Origin of the sequence: Parasutterella muris (genome assembly GCF_943193095.1) — a bacterium.
Taxonomy (GTDB): domain Bacteria; phylum Pseudomonadota; class Gammaproteobacteria; order Burkholderiales; family Burkholderiaceae_F; genus Parasutterella; species Parasutterella muris.
The window spans coordinates 89,308-104,824 of sequence record NZ_CALPCV010000005.1 but is presented as its reverse complement, the minus strand read 5'-3'; the positions used below and the strand labels follow the sequence as shown (position 1 = coordinate 104,824).

Annotated in this window: 17 protein-coding genes; 3 read left to right on the top strand and 14 right to left on the bottom strand. The window is 47.5% G+C overall.

Annotation, left to right across the window (positions count from 1 at the left end):
* Positions 1-5 precede the first annotated feature (5 nt).
* From NFR90_RS03405 to NFR90_RS03365, 10 genes are read right to left on the bottom strand one after another with little or no spacing between them, the layout of a single operon-like run.
* Positions 6-1,526 carry a phage tail sheath C-terminal domain-containing protein gene (locus NFR90_RS03405; protein WP_251450718.1) on the bottom strand — a complete coding sequence of 507 codons (1,521 nt, stop codon included), beginning with the start codon at positions 1,524-1,526 and terminating at the stop codon, positions 6-8.
* Entirely contained in the window at positions 1,523-2,092 is a 570-nt protein-coding gene (locus NFR90_RS03400) for a phage tail terminator protein (RefSeq protein WP_160336408.1), read from the bottom strand. The genes NFR90_RS03405 and NFR90_RS03400 overlap by 4 nt, the downstream gene beginning before the upstream one ends.
* Complete coding sequence (locus NFR90_RS03395; protein ID WP_160336407.1) at positions 2,089-2,598, bottom strand: hypothetical protein; 510 nt, start codon at positions 2,596-2,598, stop codon at positions 2,089-2,091. The genes NFR90_RS03400 and NFR90_RS03395 overlap by 4 nt, the downstream gene beginning before the upstream one ends.
* Entirely contained in the window at positions 2,579-2,938 is a 360-nt protein-coding gene (locus NFR90_RS03390) for a phage head completion protein (protein WP_251450716.1), read from the bottom strand. The genes NFR90_RS03395 and NFR90_RS03390 overlap by 20 nt, the downstream gene beginning before the upstream one ends.
* Positions 2,935-3,273 (bottom strand): head-tail connector protein, encoded by a 339-nt coding sequence (locus NFR90_RS11650; protein ID WP_160336001.1) that lies wholly within the window; start codon positions 3,271-3,273, stop codon positions 2,935-2,937. The genes NFR90_RS03390 and NFR90_RS11650 overlap by 4 nt, the downstream gene beginning before the upstream one ends.
* Before the next feature lie 48 nt (positions 3,274-3,321).
* Positions 3,322-4,494 carry a phage major capsid protein gene (locus NFR90_RS03385; protein WP_251450714.1) on the bottom strand — a complete coding sequence of 391 codons (1,173 nt, stop codon included), beginning with the start codon at positions 4,492-4,494 and terminating at the stop codon, positions 3,322-3,324.
* The gene (locus NFR90_RS03380; RefSeq protein WP_251450712.1) at positions 4,495-5,211 is read right to left on the bottom strand and encodes an HK97 family phage prohead protease; all 717 of its coding nucleotides are present in this window, start codon (positions 5,209-5,211) and stop codon (positions 4,495-4,497) included.
* Positions 5,204-6,433, bottom strand: a complete 1,230-nt coding sequence (locus NFR90_RS03375; protein WP_251450710.1) for a phage portal protein — start codon at positions 6,431-6,433, stop codon at positions 5,204-5,206. Before NFR90_RS03375 ends, NFR90_RS03380 begins: the two co-directional genes overlap by 8 nt.
* Before the next feature lie 3 nt (positions 6,434-6,436).
* On the bottom strand, positions 6,437-8,143 hold the full coding sequence (locus NFR90_RS03370) for a terminase large subunit (protein ID WP_160336005.1): 1,707 nt from the start codon (positions 8,141-8,143) through the stop codon (positions 6,437-6,439).
* Complete coding sequence (locus NFR90_RS03365; protein ID WP_160336006.1) at positions 8,140-8,733, bottom strand: P27 family phage terminase small subunit; 594 nt, start codon at positions 8,731-8,733, stop codon at positions 8,140-8,142. Before NFR90_RS03365 ends, NFR90_RS03370 begins: the two co-directional genes overlap by 4 nt.
* Positions 8,734-8,916: 183 nt before the next feature.
* On the opposite strand from NFR90_RS03365, the gene NFR90_RS03360 reads away from it, so the two are divergent.
* Positions 8,917-9,804 (top strand): hypothetical protein, encoded by an 888-nt coding sequence (locus tag NFR90_RS03360; protein WP_251450708.1) that lies wholly within the window; start codon positions 8,917-8,919, stop codon positions 9,802-9,804.
* A 51-nt stretch (positions 9,805-9,855) separates the two neighbouring features.
* Here the strand turns inward: NFR90_RS03360 and NFR90_RS03355 are convergent, their stop codons facing one another.
* Complete coding sequence (locus NFR90_RS03355) at positions 9,856-10,257, bottom strand: HNH endonuclease signature motif containing protein (RefSeq protein ID WP_160336008.1); 402 nt, start codon at positions 10,255-10,257, stop codon at positions 9,856-9,858.
* Positions 10,258-10,348: 91 nt separating this feature from the next.
* On the opposite strand from NFR90_RS03355, the gene NFR90_RS03350 reads away from it, so the two are divergent.
* Positions 10,349-10,777 (top strand): hypothetical protein, encoded by a 429-nt coding sequence (locus NFR90_RS03350; protein ID WP_251450707.1) that lies wholly within the window; start codon positions 10,349-10,351, stop codon positions 10,775-10,777.
* Between the two features lie 357 nt (positions 10,778-11,134).
* On the opposite strand, the gene NFR90_RS03345 is transcribed toward NFR90_RS03350, so the two are convergent.
* Both NFR90_RS03345 and NFR90_RS03340 read right to left on the bottom strand, forming a co-directional pair.
* A complete protein-coding gene (locus NFR90_RS03345; RefSeq protein WP_160336010.1) occupies positions 11,135-11,506 on the bottom strand; it encodes a hypothetical protein in 372 nt (123 codons plus the stop codon).
* A gap of 378 nt (positions 11,507-11,884) precedes the next feature.
* The gene (locus NFR90_RS03340) at positions 11,885-14,407 is read right to left on the bottom strand and encodes a DUF5906 domain-containing protein (protein ID WP_251450705.1); all 2,523 of its coding nucleotides are present in this window, start codon (positions 14,405-14,407) and stop codon (positions 11,885-11,887) included.
* A gap of 191 nt (positions 14,408-14,598) precedes the next feature.
* Between NFR90_RS03340 and NFR90_RS03335 the strand changes: the two genes are divergently transcribed.
* The gene (locus NFR90_RS03335) at positions 14,599-15,066 is read left to right on the top strand and encodes a hypothetical protein (RefSeq protein ID WP_251450703.1); all 468 of its coding nucleotides are present in this window, start codon (positions 14,599-14,601) and stop codon (positions 15,064-15,066) included.
* Between the two features lie 138 nt (positions 15,067-15,204).
* Here the strand turns inward: NFR90_RS03335 and NFR90_RS03330 are convergent, their stop codons facing one another.
* The gene (locus tag NFR90_RS03330; protein ID WP_251450701.1) at positions 15,205-15,387 is read right to left on the bottom strand and encodes a hypothetical protein; all 183 of its coding nucleotides are present in this window, start codon (positions 15,385-15,387) and stop codon (positions 15,205-15,207) included.
* Between the last annotated feature and the right edge of the window lie 130 nt (positions 15,388-15,517).

Below are 15,517 nucleotides of genomic sequence, written 5' to 3'. Positions count from 1 at the left end.
ACCTCTTATTCGTTAAACTGAAGACGGAACTGAGCCAATACAGCAAAGACTCTTAACTGGTTAACCAGGTCAGGCGGCAGCAATACGTCGATTCTGTTGGGGTCATCTGCGTTTCTCTCCACGACAAGATACTTAGCAAACAAATCAGCGTTTTCTACAATCGCCTTGTCCTCGAGCTTGGTATACATAGCGATAAGTTCGCCGCGGATAATGGATGGTGTAACCACTGCCTGACCGGCTCCGAACCGCGTACCGTCACTTGCGAGCTTATGACGCGGGTATTTACTTGTAATACAGCTTCTCAAAGCTCGAATGATGTAGGCAAGCGTGTGCAGAGTCTCGGAATCCAGATACGAGTTATCCTCATCACCAAAACGATTCTTTTGATACGTCGTGACGGCTCTTTCCACTCTCATGTAGCCGGATTCCGTGTACTCGGTGGCGATACCGTTTGTGAGAAGTACTTGGCGCTCACTCATGGTAAAGCGCTTGCCGTGAGGCGCTGAAGTGATGCCGATCAGCTCTAACGTTTGAGTGGGACGAGCCGGATCAATAGACAATTTAGCCGCGTTCTGCGCCCCGTAGGCCGCTAAGACCTCAATTGCCATAGAAGGAACATCCGGCTCAATACCAATAATCGTAGCGTGCTGATCATTGCGGGCCGCTCCAAACTTCTGCAGCTCGTTAATCGAACCTCGTCTGCAGGTATAAACATGACCGTACATCTGCTTGTCATACGCCCACCTGCCGCTCGTATCATTCATGACCTCTCTAAAATAGTCCAGAGATACGGTATCTGAGTACGGCATCAGGATGAAGTCGTACTGATCATCTCCCATGATGCGGGCAATATCCAGCGTCTCGAAATCAGGAGCGCCTACACCTCCTGCCATCGGAGTGATCTTTACGCTTAATCCTTCAGGCGTCTCTTCGCCTGCTCCGTAGCCCTGAATGTTCAAGCCTAAAGCGATGTCATTGCCGTTTGCGCCCTTATTCTTAGCGCTGACGGTTACATATCCTTCTTCGACTTCCGCGTCCTCTGCGCTGGAAGATGCTTCTGCCGTAACCGGAAGATCCGGCTTGCCGTTAATGACCGAAGCAATAGCCGAAGCGACATCAGCCGGAGAATCATCTACACCAACCGGAACCTGAACGCGGTCAGCTCCGATATAAACACTCAAAATGCCGGCTAAAGTAGGAAGACCCGATATCGTATACGTGCCCGAAGCCGCAGCGGCCGCTTCCGGATCACTTAACGGAATCGCCCAGACTTGGCCCGCAGGGTCGTTTTTGCGATAAACGGTATTCATTCGGGCTAATTCAGAACCGCGGCCGAATAAATCCTTACCCTGACTTTCTCCGGTAACCAGAACCGGCACAAGCGGCTCTGCCTTACCTTCGGTCATTTGACCAATAAGAAGGGTCGTTTGAGTCGAAGTGGCTAAGTTAGCCATCGAATTATCGACTTCCGCATAAAAAAGCGGCGTTCTCACGTCGCTCGGAATGTTGTTAAATGAAATGCTCATTTAGTTTTCTCCAAATCAATTAAAACTTTTGCTTCAATTCTGCCGTCGGGATGTCCCTTCTCGGCAATCACGTCAATATCGGTGTACATCCTCAGGAATCTGCCCAAGCGGTCAATATCTGCACCATGACGAGTCTGCTCATCCTTGATTTCATACTCGCAGGAAAAATCAAGCTGAAGGGTCAGAGCCGCCCGGTTTATCTCCGCAATCGACAGCCCTTCAAACTGAATCCAGTCTTTGCCCGCCTTAATGTCATCGGAACCCAGAATCGCTCTGAAGACTTCCTTTTTTAAGTCATCGGCCGCTTCCCACGCCGTCAGACCCTGCTCGTCTTCCGTATTGGAGACCATGACGAGAACGGCAAACCTGAATCTCACAACCTGCCGATATCTTGAAGATGTCGCAGGATCTTGCGGATCCTCTGAAACAGGAAGAACAAACGCGGCTGGCATCGCCTCGGTTGACACTGATTCGCTTAACTGAGAAAAAGCCCCTATTCCGTAGACCCTTTGCTCAAAAGACGGGCAGTAATTTCTGAGTTCCTCAATAATGGGTTTTAACTTCACTTCAATAAGCTCCCTATAGGTCCGGGCTTGAAAGCGTTCTGCAGAATCTTTGAGACTTCGCTTTGAAACTGAACTCTGCCGTAGGATTCAACCGCTGCCGGAATCGGGTTTGCTCTTGGCTTGACGAGCTTTCCCGCAGGAGACTGCTTAGCATGCCCCTTCCCGCGCTTGGATTTTTTCGGGGCGGCATGCCCATAAACGACAAAAGCCGGATAAAAACCCCGACTTTTGAATGCTGCGGACACCTGCTTGCCCTTTAAATATGGTTTGATCGCCACCGAAAAACCCGATCGCGACACCTTGTAGCTTAGCGACTTCTGAAAAATCCCCGTTTGCTTTCCCGGATACTGGCCCGGCAGAGACACTCCTTTCTCTGCGGATAATTTCTTCGCAATTTTTGAAACGTCCTGCCCGATCTTTCTAAACCCCTTGCGCATTGCCTTCTTATCAAAGTCAGCAAAATTCAAGGGCCTGGCAAACTCGGCTTCAATTCTTAACGGCTGCATTGAGCACCTCGCATTCAAAAAGAGTAAAGCGACCTGCGCTATTGCAGTCAGTCACTCGTTTTGCTCGATACCAAACTCCCTCGCACTCGATTTCGATCAATCTCGGAAGATCCTGCGGGCGAGTCTTTCCCTTGACATATCGAACAAAAATGCGATGAGTAATCGACTCTTCTGTTTGAACGTTGTCCCAATAGACCGATCCGCCTATCACTTCAACTTTGCACCAGCACCGCCAAAGCGGTGTGCGTTCGGTTAAGTGATCGGACTTGCCGTTTGGAAGAAGCTTGGATGAGTAAATTGAGCAGCGCCGGTTCAGATCTCCGGATAAAGGTTCAATCATTTATAAGCTCTCCACGGATCTATTAACCTTTCGAAATAGGGTGTACTCGTGAAGGACTTCTCGCTGTCAGACTCTCGGTTTGTATAAGCAAAAGCAACACTGGCGCCCACCCAAACGCGAAGAGCTGCCGGAACACTTTCTTTATCCGTACATACGGCCTCGGAATCGGATGAGTTGCGAGCGATGACATGTCGTTTCAAACGATGCTCCAGATTCTCTGTTGCAGCTCGTCCCAATTCTTCCAAGAATGCATCTTCTGAGTCGTCATCAATCCGTAAGTACCGCCGAAGATAGTCTGCATCGACAATTGATACTATTGCCTTTGATTCATACATGAGCTTACGAGCGGCCTTTCGGTCGCCCGCCTCAAAGATAACAATCTGTTATTCGGTCGTATTTGTCTTTGTTAAGACAAGGTCACCTCCGACGATACCGCTCGGACGTTCGATCGCAAAAGCCAAACGGCGGTCAGCTTTGATCGTTACCAGCCCCTTTCTAAAGTTATTGCCGTCTTCATATCCAAACTCCACGACTGTTTCCTTACGGTCATAGATCATGCAGGCCATGTTGGTATCCAGCGTCAGAAACTTACCCTTGGGCATTGCGGAGCTTTCAACAACATAGGTATCCCAGACCGGACGGTTAGACGGACCCATCGGATCGCTAAACAGATAGCGGCCGTTCGAATCCTTCAGACAGCGAAGCTTGAAGTAGTCCACCGGATTCATGATCGTCACATTTGGAGTCAGACCAACAGACTTAACTGCCAGAGCCGCAAAACCGATCAAATCAACCTGATTCGTAATTTCCGGATTAGCTGCCGGATCAAAGCCGTGTGGCGTGTAGTTTCCGGTCATCAGAAGACCGCTTAAGTTAGCATTAGTACCATCACCATTCAGAAGCTGACTTTCAACGCGCTGCTTAACGCCGTACTGGACTCGGAAGTTAATGTAATCAGCAAGAGCCTGAGAATCCTCCATGAGGTCCTTAGTCACAATGAAGCAATTCCCAATATCCTTCACGTTAGCCGTCTGGGTATCGAACTCGATTTCAGACTGCGGAATTAAATCAACGCCGTTAATTACTTCTGCAGCATTGTTGACATATTTCTTCTCACGAGAGTAGACAATCGCCTTAGAACTCGTCGGAGTATGGTGAATTGTATCTTCGAGCGTTAAAGGAGCCGCTCCGATACCAATAATGCCCTGAATACGCTGATCCGGATAAACCTTTGAATCAACCGTACTGCCCGTGCCGACAGGATTCGGATCCGTCAGTGTGACAGAAAAACCTTTACCTTTGCCAGCCGCAAACTCCAGATAGCCAGCGTCGGCTACCACTCTGGCTCCGAGAGTAAGAGGCGCTTTAACAGAATCAGAGCCTCCCGGCTGCTGTTGTTTGAGGCGACGGATTTCTTCTGCAAGACCAAGCTGCTTTTTACCAAGTTCAGCAAGCTCTGCCTTGACTTTTTCGGTTTCTTCGGTCGTAGACAGCTGTCCTAATCTGTCCTCAATATTGGTCATTGCGGACAAGAGTTTTTCAATTTCTTCGTTCATTTAAATTTTCCCACTGAGTACTTTATCGATTCGCTCGGCAACCCCGAGCACCTTGTTTAATGCTTCAGCCAAAGCAGCGTCCCGCCGCTCTTCGCTCAGCACCTTCTTCACGCGAGAAACAAGCGACAAGGCTTGTTTCCGGCTAAAGCCGCAAGAATCCCTCAAGCAGGCTTCAAAATCTCTTAGCGTCTTGATCTTCTCGATGGTTTCGTCTAGAGAATCCTTCGAGAGAGTTTCTGCAATCCTTGCCTGGCCGTCAGCAGGGAAGCTGCAGATTGAAATTTCGTAGAGCGCTGCAATGCTCAAAACCTTGATATTGCCGTTGTCATCCTCGACGTATTCACCCAAACGAATGCCGACGGATAAACCGTCTAAAGTTCCGGCTTTGAGCGCCTCATAAATATCGGCGGCAGCTCCGACTCCGAGTGTGAGTTCTCCTTCAACATAAAGACCTTTATCGTCTTCTTTGAGAGAAGTCCAATGACCAACCGGAACTGCAGAATAGTCGTGATTGAAGAACATCTTCGGGGTAGAAGTCAAGCTTTTCAGTGCTGAACTATAAGCTCCTTGAGCTATATAGAACCCATAGCAATTCAAGTTGTCATAGACTGAGGCGTAGCCCTTGATCACTCCGATCTTCTTGTCATCGGATAGTTTTACCTCCACGCCTTCTAATCTTACGGATAAGGTCTGATCCTTTTTCAGCTCTTTAGACACTATCTGGCTCCTTAGTTTTTTGGTCAACCGTTGCTTTGGCCAATGCTGAAATAGGCCTCAGCGCCGACTGCGCAAAATTGACATCGCCACCTTCCACTGGCGGCAAGTTTTCGTATTGACGTGCTTCATTAACGGTTTCAACACCGTACTGAATGGCTTTCCCGTGGATTTCCATGCGCTCCTTCATGGTTGCTCGAAGCAAGTTATCCATAGAAATTTCCACTGTGTAGAGCGTGAATTCCTCCGGCGTCATGATGCGAGCTCTCACCGCCTGCTCAATTCGCCGGCATAACGGCAACAAAGTGAACTTTTGGAAACCCAAGATAATCTGCTCAATACCGCTGCCCCATGTCGTAGCCGAGTTTGATCCAACCAGAACTGAAGGAACGCCAAACCAGCGGCAAATTTCTTCCACGGAAAAGCGTCTCGTTTCTAAAAGCTGAGTTTCAGCCGGCGTAAGCGTCAGAGGCGTATAACTCAGACCGCCTTCGAGCACGTACAAACCGGATTGGCTACCGTTGGCCATTTCGTAGAAAGTTGTTTGAAGGCGCTCTCTCTGCTCTTTGTCGAGCGTGCCTTCCGAACTCAAGATACCGCTCGGCTTATTTGCATTGCCGAACAGTGTTGAGGCAGTCTCTTGAGCATCAGCTGCTTCGCTGATCGTGGCTGCCATCATATCCAGCTTCGATGCTTTGGCAAAACGGCCGCCGACACCCTTCAGGTGAAACATAAACTCTTTAGCGATCTTCTCAGATTCACCGTCATGGAGATACTCGTATCTCAGGGTCGAGCCGTCATAAATCGTTTTCACTTGCTGAGCGTTGAGCGGCATCATCGAGAGCACTTGTCCGGACGGATCATTGGCCTCTCGTTTGAGCCGGGCGTATCCGTTGCCTCGAAGCACCATATTGAAGATAACCTGAGACCAGAACTCGACTGGCGTCATGAACTCATTCGGGCCGTCGTGCAGCAGTTTCCAAAGTTCCGTTTCCCGGGCTAAATCCCTGTTTCCGCTGTCATTGCGGTAAACGAAGATCGGCATGGAGGCCACCGTTTCAGCCAAAAGTGTCGTGCATGCCATCACAGAGGAAATCTGCAGCGCCGTTTCTTCCGAGGTCTGCCGTTTCCTTGGAACCAGCTGCAGCATCGGTTCTGTCCGCTGCACCCCTTTACTGTCGCTGAACGGATTGCCGATCGAAGAAAAAAATGAACTCAAAAACATAATTTACCAATTGAAAATGAGCGGAGAATCAAGCATCGGTGTCAGATCCACCGGCTTTTCAATCTTTCCGCCGCCGATCAGGAATGAATAGAAAGCCATGATTAAGGCCACCACTAAGTCGATCTTGTTTTCATTCCTCAGCTTGTTCGGATAAATGTTGTCTTTCGCATCGCGATGACAGACGACGTTTGAAACGCACCAATTAAAAATCGGATCATCCGGATGATGAAGCCTTCCGGACATCACTAAAGCCTCGATGGTTTTCATCGGTTCGGAGAAGTTCTGGACACTGTTGCGAACCTCGACCATGGGACAGCCCTGATCGGTTAATTCACTGGCAAGTTGTGTTGCCTGCCACGGGTCGTAAGCGATTTCCTTCACGACAAAGTCTGAGCAGCTTCGCCGGACATACTCCTTGACCTCTTCAAAATCCACAACAGAGCCTTCCGTGACCTTCAAGCGAGCCTCATACTCCCACCCGCAGTAAGAAGCGTTTTTCGCCGAATTAACAGTATCCCGAGGAAGCCAAACCTGCGGAAAAACAAAAAAATGCTGGACGCCGTTGATCGTTTTAGGAAAGAGTCTGACAGCTGCCGTCAAGTCAATCTTGGATGCCAAGTCAAGCCCCAACCAAGATTCCCGACCGTAGAAATCTGACTCTTCCAAACTCGGTTCTGCACACTCATTCCACTTTGTCAGATCCATCCAAGCCGCATCCGCATTACACCAGACGTCCAGATGCTTGGTCTTAAAGTTGTTAACCGCACTTGTAACCGTCAGTGCCTTATCTCGCAATGATTTAATCGTTTCCGGATGGACCGAGACGCCCCAGTTCGGATTGGCTTTGATCAGCGCACTGTCGCTTGTCCACTCATCTTCTTTATCAATCGAGTAGATAATTCCGAACTGATCATCCCCGCCGGCACTTTTTCCGGATAAAACTTCGATCACGTAGTTCCTTAGCTCGTAACAGATTCCGGATAAGTTGAATCCGGCTGTCGTGATAGCAAACAACAACGGCTGCAGCCGCTTACCGATAGACGTTTCAACCACGTCATAGACTTCGCGTGTTTTATGAGCATGGAGCTCGTCAATACAGGCAAAATGTGTATTGAGTCCGTCTAACGTGCTGCCTTGAGCGGATTTCGCAACGAATTTTGAATTACTGGCAAGCTGAACTATCGAATAATCCAACGCCTTAATGCCAAGTTCTCGACTTACATCTGAGCAACGCCGGACCATATCACGAGCAGTATCAAAAACTTCTCTAGCCTGCTCACGGGTAGTCGCAAATGAATAGCAATCAGCACCTCCCTCTCCGTCAAGCGCCATCATGTACAAACCGATGCTCGCTGACAGCGTAGATTTCGCGTTGCCGCGAGGCACTTCTACATACGCTCTCTTGAATCGGCGCTTTCCGCTGTCTTTACGCAGCCAGCCGAAGATTGTTGTAAGAATGAAACATTGCCAAGGCTCCAGAGTGATCGTCTGCCCTGAAAGCGGACCTTTCACATGCCTAAGATGCTCGATAAACAAACAGACTCTGGTTGCCGCCCTCGCATCGAACCGATAAGGCCAATCTTCCCGCGCGGAGCGCTCTAAATCGGATTTTTGGCGGGTACATGCCTGGCGGACATACATACAGGCAGGAATATCTCCCGACAAAACCTTGTCGATGTACCAATTAGCCTTCGCTACGTAGTTCGTCATGTCACCGTCCTGTAGTCAACCTCTGAGAGACAATCGTCCACGGCTTTATCATCGAAAAGAGACAAAGTTTTTGTATCAACCTGTCCCGGTGTTTCTCCGGTTGCAATCACCCGAGAACGAGATGACGGCGTAAAGCCGAGCTCAGAGGCAACTGACTTGAAAGGCTGTATGCACTTCACAATCAAGTTAGCCAAAAAGTTATCCCTCTCCCAGAGTTCATCCCGAAACTTAATCATGGAAATCGCACTACTGTATTTCTCCGCTACGCGGAGCTCTTCGATTTTTTTCTCCGCCTCTTCGATCTGCACGCGCAAGCGCTTTCTTTCGCGCCGATAACGGACTAGTTCAGCCCACTGTTCGCAGTATGTTTCGAACATTGCGAGGTCACATTGCTTAACCCAGCTGCCACCCTCATGCTCCAAAATAAATTTCCAATGGCATTTAGCCTCTTCGGATAAATAGTCTGGCGCCCCCGGCATATCGGTAATCCGCCCGTTCACCTTCGGTTCAAATTTATTAATCCGGCACGGCTGAGCGGTACCCTGTAGTTTCTTGATTTCGGTCGGGGTCCGTTTTCTTCCTTTCGTCACCAGAGAACTCCCTAAACACTAAACAGACAAAAGTTAAAAATTTTCCAATTTTGCACGCTCAAAAATTTGACTGAGGGCGCGGTCTCAAATGATCTCGTCATTTCACTTTTTCACCACCCCTCCCTATTAGGGAAAAGACCTTCTTTTTTATAAAATCCGAGTATTAACAGACAAAAGAAAAATATGACTTCAAATAAATCTCACGGTCCCGCTCCTTCGCAGCTTTCACAAACCAACTGGAGGGGGATAACTGCCTCTTCTTCACTATTGTTTCAAGAATGGGATAAGCTCTTCGACTCGTTATCGAATATCTGCGAAAGTTTGACAAAACCTTTAACTGACTTTCATTCAAAAAGTCAGAGGCTTTTTCATTACCTTGAACAAATCAATAAATCAGAGGAGCTACCTGATTTAGATGTTTTTTTAGGAACATCCAAGCTTCAAAAAGACATCTCGCAACTGTTTCAAAAAGTTGCTGACATAGACAAACAGTTATCTCAAATTGGCTTAGACCAAGCAAAAATTTTCCACTCTCTTGAGTCATCTATTGTTAAGAGTTTAAAACCCTTTTCAAACACCAATTCTTTACTGAATACCATTGTAAATCGTCCCATTAAACTTCTGAACACCCCACGCACTGAAGAGCTGCTCTTTAACCTTCGGAGGCTTGAAAAATGCAAGGCATATTTTGGAAAGATTGACTCCAAAACTCCTATACGAGAGATTCTTAAATCCTTAGAAGGCGTCCCGGAAGAAGAGTATGGGAATGTACTGTTAAGCAAGTTCGGGCGGTCCAAAAAGAGAGGCAATGCAAGAAGAGTCAAAAGACAGGCAAAGAAAATCTTTAATTACATCCTTTACCTTTATAGTCTGTATACATTCCTAGCTTTCCTTGGAATTCCTCTTCCTGCTTCCTTTCCAGAATTTATTGAAGTAATTTTTCAACAACCAGTACAAAGCATTCAACAAACAAAGCAAAATCCACCCATAAGCAAGGGATTTGACAAACAGCTGCTCGTAGCGTCCTCCAGAAAGCGTAAAAAACGCAGCCACAAATATCGTCGTAAATAAAAAAGCTGTATCTATTTTCATAGCATCCTTTTGGTTTCCTTCGATAAGAACTTATGAATAGCGATTGGTGTTTCCGAAGCCGCCATCTTCAGCAGCCGTCTTTAGATCGTGATGTCTTTTGCACAGAGGCTGCCAGTTATTTCGATCCCAAAATAACCGTTTATCCCCCTTATGCGGAATGATATGATCTACTACCGTAGCCAATCGTGGAAAACCTTCGGCCTCGCATCGGACACAGAAAGAATGACGAGCCAGAAAACTTTCCCGGGCTTTTCTCCATGCAGAGGAATATCCTCTAGAGGCTGCTGACCCTCTTTCTTGATCGAGCTGGCGACGGCGGTCTGATCTTTCGTCCTGAGCAATTTGCTTATGCTGCTCGCAGTAGGAACCGGAGTTACGGAAAAGTGCACCGCAGCCGGGATAGGCGCAGTGCTTTAACGGAAATACTGGCATAAATTCACATTAATTGGCCCGGTTGTTAGGCACAGCCGGGAAAGCCTTTCCTTTATGATTAAGTTTCCACACATAATCAAGGAATAATTCAATGCAAAAACCTTTAACAGATTTCTTCCAAGACCTCACTGAAGAACAACGTTCCCGAGTTTTAGACCTTATTGATACCCTCTCTGAAGATGTTCAATCTGTAGTGTTTCCGCCGGTTACTTATATGTCCGTCATGTCCCCGGTAAATAGCCCGGTCGCAACTCATTGGGTTGACATGGAAGCATTTAAAGTAATCAAAAACGCGCATATTCTTAATATTCAATTTCAGAATTATTATGAATTTTTTGCTTTACATGAAATCATCCTTCTCTTGAAAGGGGAAAAACCTAAGGAATACATTGCCACTCTCAATAAAAACCTTCCATTAAGCCAAAAAGCAAAAAACACGGCTAAATTCATTCTTATCCAAGCTTCCACAGCAACAATTTTGATTGAGCTTGCCAAACTCCTTAAGGTTCTTTCGCAATAAAGAACGAAAACACCACAAATAGCGAAATAACTATTTTCATCGGAAGGGGAGCCGGAATCACCGTCTCAATAAAATGATCGACGCCTCCGGCTAATCCGATACCTGCAAAGCAAACGAAAAATTTATACAAAAAATTTCGCTTCGTAACCTTAGTAAACTTAAGCATCATTCCTCCAAAGAAAATTAACCCGATTAAAGGCTAAACAGCCGTTTGTTAAACGCTTGATAAGAAAGGTACAGGAGGATGATTGAGAAGTTTTAAGTGCGCTAGCGAGGCTCTTAATGCACTCACTGCCAAATTTTATGAAATTATGCCCTTTTTTCGAGGCAAATGGGACATAGGGAATTTTCCTAATACTATTCACGTGATTTCTCCGTTTTCTCTAATTCGGCCTCAATCGCCTGATCCGCGGCGCATAAATACCGAAACAACGTTCTGCGGTTAATCTGCAGCCGATTCGCGGCTCTTGTCATGCCGATCCATTCACGGCCGCCGTAAAGCGCATAGACAGCGTCACGAAGCGGAGAAGGCAGTTCTCTAATTATTCTTTCCAGCTGCATCATCCGGAAATCAATTCCTGACGCGTTGATCAAATCATTCGAGCAACGGGTCTTATCAACGCCAGTACAGTTGTCTACAGCCAGCGGACAATGGAGTCTGCCGCGAATCCTGTTTCTCCACTGAAACCACAACGTTAAAAGCCTTTTGATCCACTGGATGCGATTCATATCTTCTTACCTGATTAGTTTTTCTTTGCTTTTTTCAATATTTCTTCACTGTTCATACTTAACAGTGTTTTGTTCAGACCCTGTTCATACCTTTTGTTCATACCAAATTTTTAAATATTTATTTGTTTTTATCATCTTTTTTACTAATCTGTTCATACTGTTCATACCTTAATTAACTCTCATACGCGCGAAACACTCTTTACACATCCGTTTATTCCTCTCGCGCGCACGCGCACACGTAGGAGTTTGGCTATAGGTCTGAACAGTATGAACACAGCACAAATAACTATCTGTTTATAAATCAAAAAAGACTGTTCATACCTGCCAATCTCCCCGCCTGAACAGGGTATGAACATCGGCAGGGTATGAACATTAAAATTAAAGGGGTTCATAGTTTCTAAACCTCTCTCGGGCCTTGTAGATTGATCTCTGGAACTTCAGTACACCATCCTCGAATTTTTGCTTCGGCACTTCCGACCACGACTTTCCATCCACGATTGTTTCAGGCCAATAAAGCTGTTTTTGCATCGTGACCAGGTTCGTGAAGACGGATGTATCAGGAGGCCCGTCATAGAGACTGACGCGCCTTCGGGCAGACCCAAGCCGATGCTTGCAGTAAGTTGTAAAGACCTCGCGGTTCACAGGACGCTCCCCAGACGCCTTGCACCACATCTGATAGGCGTCATAAAGGTGCCAAGCGACCGCAGGCACAGCAGGAAACGGGGTGTCTCCCGCCTGCCATTCCTCAATAAACCGAATGCTGTTGTTGCTGCCTAACTTTTTCAGCTCAGCTCTTGCTTCTGTCTCCAGCGGACGAGTGTTTTCATCAAAATCTTCAAGGTCTAAGGTCAATAACCAACCATACAGAGCGGCCGCGCCTCCATTGTTGATTTCTTTAGCAAGCGCCTGAAAATATTCAGGCGGTGAATACTCTTCGAACCGAATCGCCATATAGCGCCGATCTTTCGGGTCCAAAATACCCGGCTGCTGTTCGTTGGACAGAAAGACGATATTTGTCTTATTAACCTCAAACCGAGCGGGATAGCCCTTCTCATTGATCGTGTGCGTCGGATTCGTGACTAGGTTTTTCAGCATCCCCTTCAGAGTCCGCTTATCCTGATTCGTCACAACCTCTTCGCCAACCATAAACAGCTTCTGAGATATCCAGCCATTGAAATCCGATTGGATCATTGTCTGGTTAACTGAGCAGCCATACTTACCGTAAATTTTGGCAATGACATTGAAGAAAATACTTTTACCGGTACCTTCTCGTTCGCCATAGATCATTAAGCCGGAAGCCATCTTGGCACCCGGATGCTGCAGAGGATAGGCAAGCCAAGAAGAAATCCAATTAAAAATATTTTCGTCTTCGCCGCAAATCTTAAAGAGGTGTTCGATCAGGAGATGGCACTTACTCGTATCGTACGTTGGAACCAGAGGCCAGCCCTCAAACATAGAAATCGAGCCTTCAGGAACCTTTTTAGGGTCCGGTTCAAAAATGAGCTGTTCCGGCTGAATGATTCTTCGGTTTCCAAACAGTCCTTGTAGCCACGATGAAACGAGTCTGCTGCCGTAGTACTGTTTGATAAATGAGATTTTTGCCAGACGGTGATAAACGAGGTCCCAACAAGTGTCCGTATTGTCAATCGCAACGTAGCGATCAGCCAGTACTCGGAGAATCGTCTTGTCGTTTTCCGTAATCTCGTTCGTCTTGGAAGTGCTTCTACCCCTTTTTGCCGCCCTCACGGGCGTCGCAGACGAATACTCGAGCTGTTCGCGAACAACATTAATGCCTTCTTCAGAGGCGAGATCGTTGAAATCCGTACCCCATGTCTTCTGATTTGAAAACCTCGGAATGAACACGCAGGCGTTGACTCTAGCCGCGGCAATGTTGGCCTTGACGATGCCGGTATTGTTCAGGGAACGATGAGAGGGACGTGTTCTGTCGCCGATCCATTCCTCATACTCGACGCACGCTTCTCCGTCCTTTTTTGACCACCACGCGCGCACACGGCCGCCGTCAAAACATTGATCCTGAGCGGCGCTTCTGGATGAGTGCACCTGCAGATCGATGCCGAATCTGGAGGCGCATTCCTCGCGCAGTTTTCTCAAATAGTGGGCGTCATTGTCTGCGGCGATACAGATTTTTGAGTCAGGGTATTTGGCCCGCAGCGTTTCTGCAACAGGCAGCAGGTTGCCGGCAGAAAAGGCGACGATGACCGGTTGACCGACTGCCTCAAAAATTGAGCATCCTGTAGCCCAGCCTTCTGTTAAAAAAACGACCTCCGGTTTCTCGGGCAGAGTCCCCAGAACTGCAAACGAGCCTTTAGTTTCGGTACCGGAGAGAAATTTCTTCTGAAAAGCGTGCGTGCCCTCAGCGGTATCGTCGGGGAAGATTGTCTGCAGACCGACGAGCGTCTCTTCTTTCCACACAGGAACTAAGATTTGATTACGTAACTGGCGAGCTCCGATCGGACGGATTTTTTTTGATCTCACATACGGATGAGAAGCGGATACAGAGTCAGCTGCCCTTTCCCACATCTTTGCGGCTTTCTCTCGGGCAGATTTACGACGCTCTTCGAGCGCCTTATCGATAACCTCCTGATCGGCCTTTTTACGGCTTTCGAGTTCTGTCCACTCTTCGCGAGTCCAGCCCTTCCTCGAGTGTTCGATTTTGTAGGTTTGGCTGCCGATTCCAAAAGTACCAAAATAATAGATTTTGCCGTTTGACAGCGATTGCTCCCAAATTCCATACCAGGCATCCTTTCCGCGCTTGAAATTTGAGTTATTGGGCTTGAATCGCCTCCAATTCCGACCGTTGACGATCAGGTCATGACCAGGCGGCAGATCAATACCGACTGCCGACATCTGTTCTTCAATTTCTCTGAGATTGTGAGCCATATCAGACCTCGTTTAGACCTCATTATTTTTAAAAGGGTGCGGACCTGAGCGATGGAGGAGGTCTATTCTCCAGCCGTTGCAATCGGCCGCCGTGTCCGCATTGATCGGTATAAAAACAGTTAAGAGGCCTTCCCCAAAGCGTGAGAAAATAAAGGTTCCAAACTAAATTTCAAAACGCTAGGGAGAAGGCCATGGAAAGCGATAAATTGGTTGAAATACTGAAATTTCTGTTGGGTAAATGCACTGTGGTTTTTAAATTTCTTACTAATGCAAGAGGACCGAGCCTGAGAGGCTCTCTGGATCATCCGATCAACTTTGGCGGCAAAAAGCTTTATCCCGTCTATCTGACTCTCACGCCGGGGTCGGTCAACTTTACCTTCCATAGAATTCAATGCAATTGCCCTATGATTCTTCCTACCGAGCCGTACTACCCGGAAGTCTTCTTCGCTGTAGGCTCTGAACCAGAGAAGTACTACCCAGGAAAGCAGGCGCCGAACCCGTACTTGAAAACCATTACTCTCGTTAAAGACGGCGCACCCGCATACGAACTTTTCTTTGTAGACGCCGAAGGAAAAGACCTCATTGAGTTCACGATTGACGAGGGCAAAAAAGCGAGTTGGTTTCAAGTTTCTCTCAAATGGCGGCAATCGGTGGTTTAGATAGTTCATAGCAATCTCACAAGTTCATCCAAAACCAACCAATCGCATAGATGCCGCCGAGAAACAGGGCGACATACCAAATTAGAGACAGCACCAGCGTCATCAGAATTCCGATTACGGTAAAAATTTCATCCATAACTACCTCTCCAGATAAACGAGCGCTGCGCTCAGAGCAATAAACAGCACAAGCAGCACCAGGCAAAATTTCATCGTGCGCTCTAACGAATACGAGCCATTGATGCGATCCAGTCGACGCGCATCCAGCTCCTGCAATTGCCTCTCTAAGCGTCTGCCTGCTTGGGTTCTTTCTTCTTCTGTCATTCGTTTTCTCCGGATTCGCTTTCGTCTGCCGAAACGGCCTGCTGTTTGTCTCATGTTTCTCTAGGGATTTAGTTTTGATTCTGTTACTGGCGATGTGCCGGACTCAACGGCATTGGTGCGGCATCGTCCG

Bases quoted from the DNA above. Each gene is read 5' to 3' on its own strand.
- NFR90_RS03335 (WP_251450703.1), top strand. From the start codon at position 14,599: ATGGAAAGCGATAAATTGGTTGAAATACTGAAATTTCTGTTGGGTAAA.
- NFR90_RS03405 (WP_251450718.1), bottom strand. From the start codon at position 1,526: ATGAGCATTTCATTTAACAACATTCCGAGCGACGTGAGAACGCCGCTT.
- NFR90_RS03360 (WP_251450708.1), top strand. From the start codon at position 8,917: ATGACTTCAAATAAATCTCACGGTCCCGCTCCTTCGCAGCTTTCACAA.
- NFR90_RS03355 (WP_160336008.1), bottom strand. From the start codon at position 10,257: ATGCCAGTATTTCCGTTAAAGCACTGCGCCTATCCCGGCTGCGGTGCA.
- NFR90_RS03385 (WP_251450714.1), bottom strand. From the start codon at position 4,494: ATGAACGAAGAAATTGAAAAACTCTTGTCCGCAATGACCAATATTGAG.
- NFR90_RS11650 (WP_160336001.1), bottom strand. From the start codon at position 3,273: ATGTATGAATCAAAGGCAATAGTATCAATTGTCGATGCAGACTATCTT.
- NFR90_RS03390 (WP_251450716.1), bottom strand. From the start codon at position 2,938: ATGATTGAACCTTTATCCGGAGATCTGAACCGGCGCTGCTCAATTTAC.
- NFR90_RS03395 (WP_160336407.1), bottom strand. From the start codon at position 2,598: ATGCAGCCGTTAAGAATTGAAGCCGAGTTTGCCAGGCCCTTGAATTTT.
- NFR90_RS03330 (WP_251450701.1), bottom strand. From the start codon at position 15,387: ATGACAGAAGAAGAAAGAACCCAAGCAGGCAGACGCTTAGAGAGGCAA.
- NFR90_RS03350 (WP_251450707.1), top strand. From the start codon at position 10,349: ATGCAAAAACCTTTAACAGATTTCTTCCAAGACCTCACTGAAGAACAA.
- NFR90_RS03370 (WP_160336005.1), bottom strand. From the start codon at position 8,143: ATGACGAACTACGTAGCGAAGGCTAATTGGTACATCGACAAGGTTTTG.
- NFR90_RS03340 (WP_251450705.1), bottom strand. From the start codon at position 14,407: ATGGCTCACAATCTCAGAGAAATTGAAGAACAGATGTCGGCAGTCGGT.
- NFR90_RS03345 (WP_160336010.1), bottom strand. From the start codon at position 11,506: ATGAATCGCATCCAGTGGATCAAAAGGCTTTTAACGTTGTGGTTTCAG.
- NFR90_RS03375 (WP_251450710.1), bottom strand. From the start codon at position 6,433: ATGTTTTTGAGTTCATTTTTTTCTTCGATCGGCAATCCGTTCAGCGAC.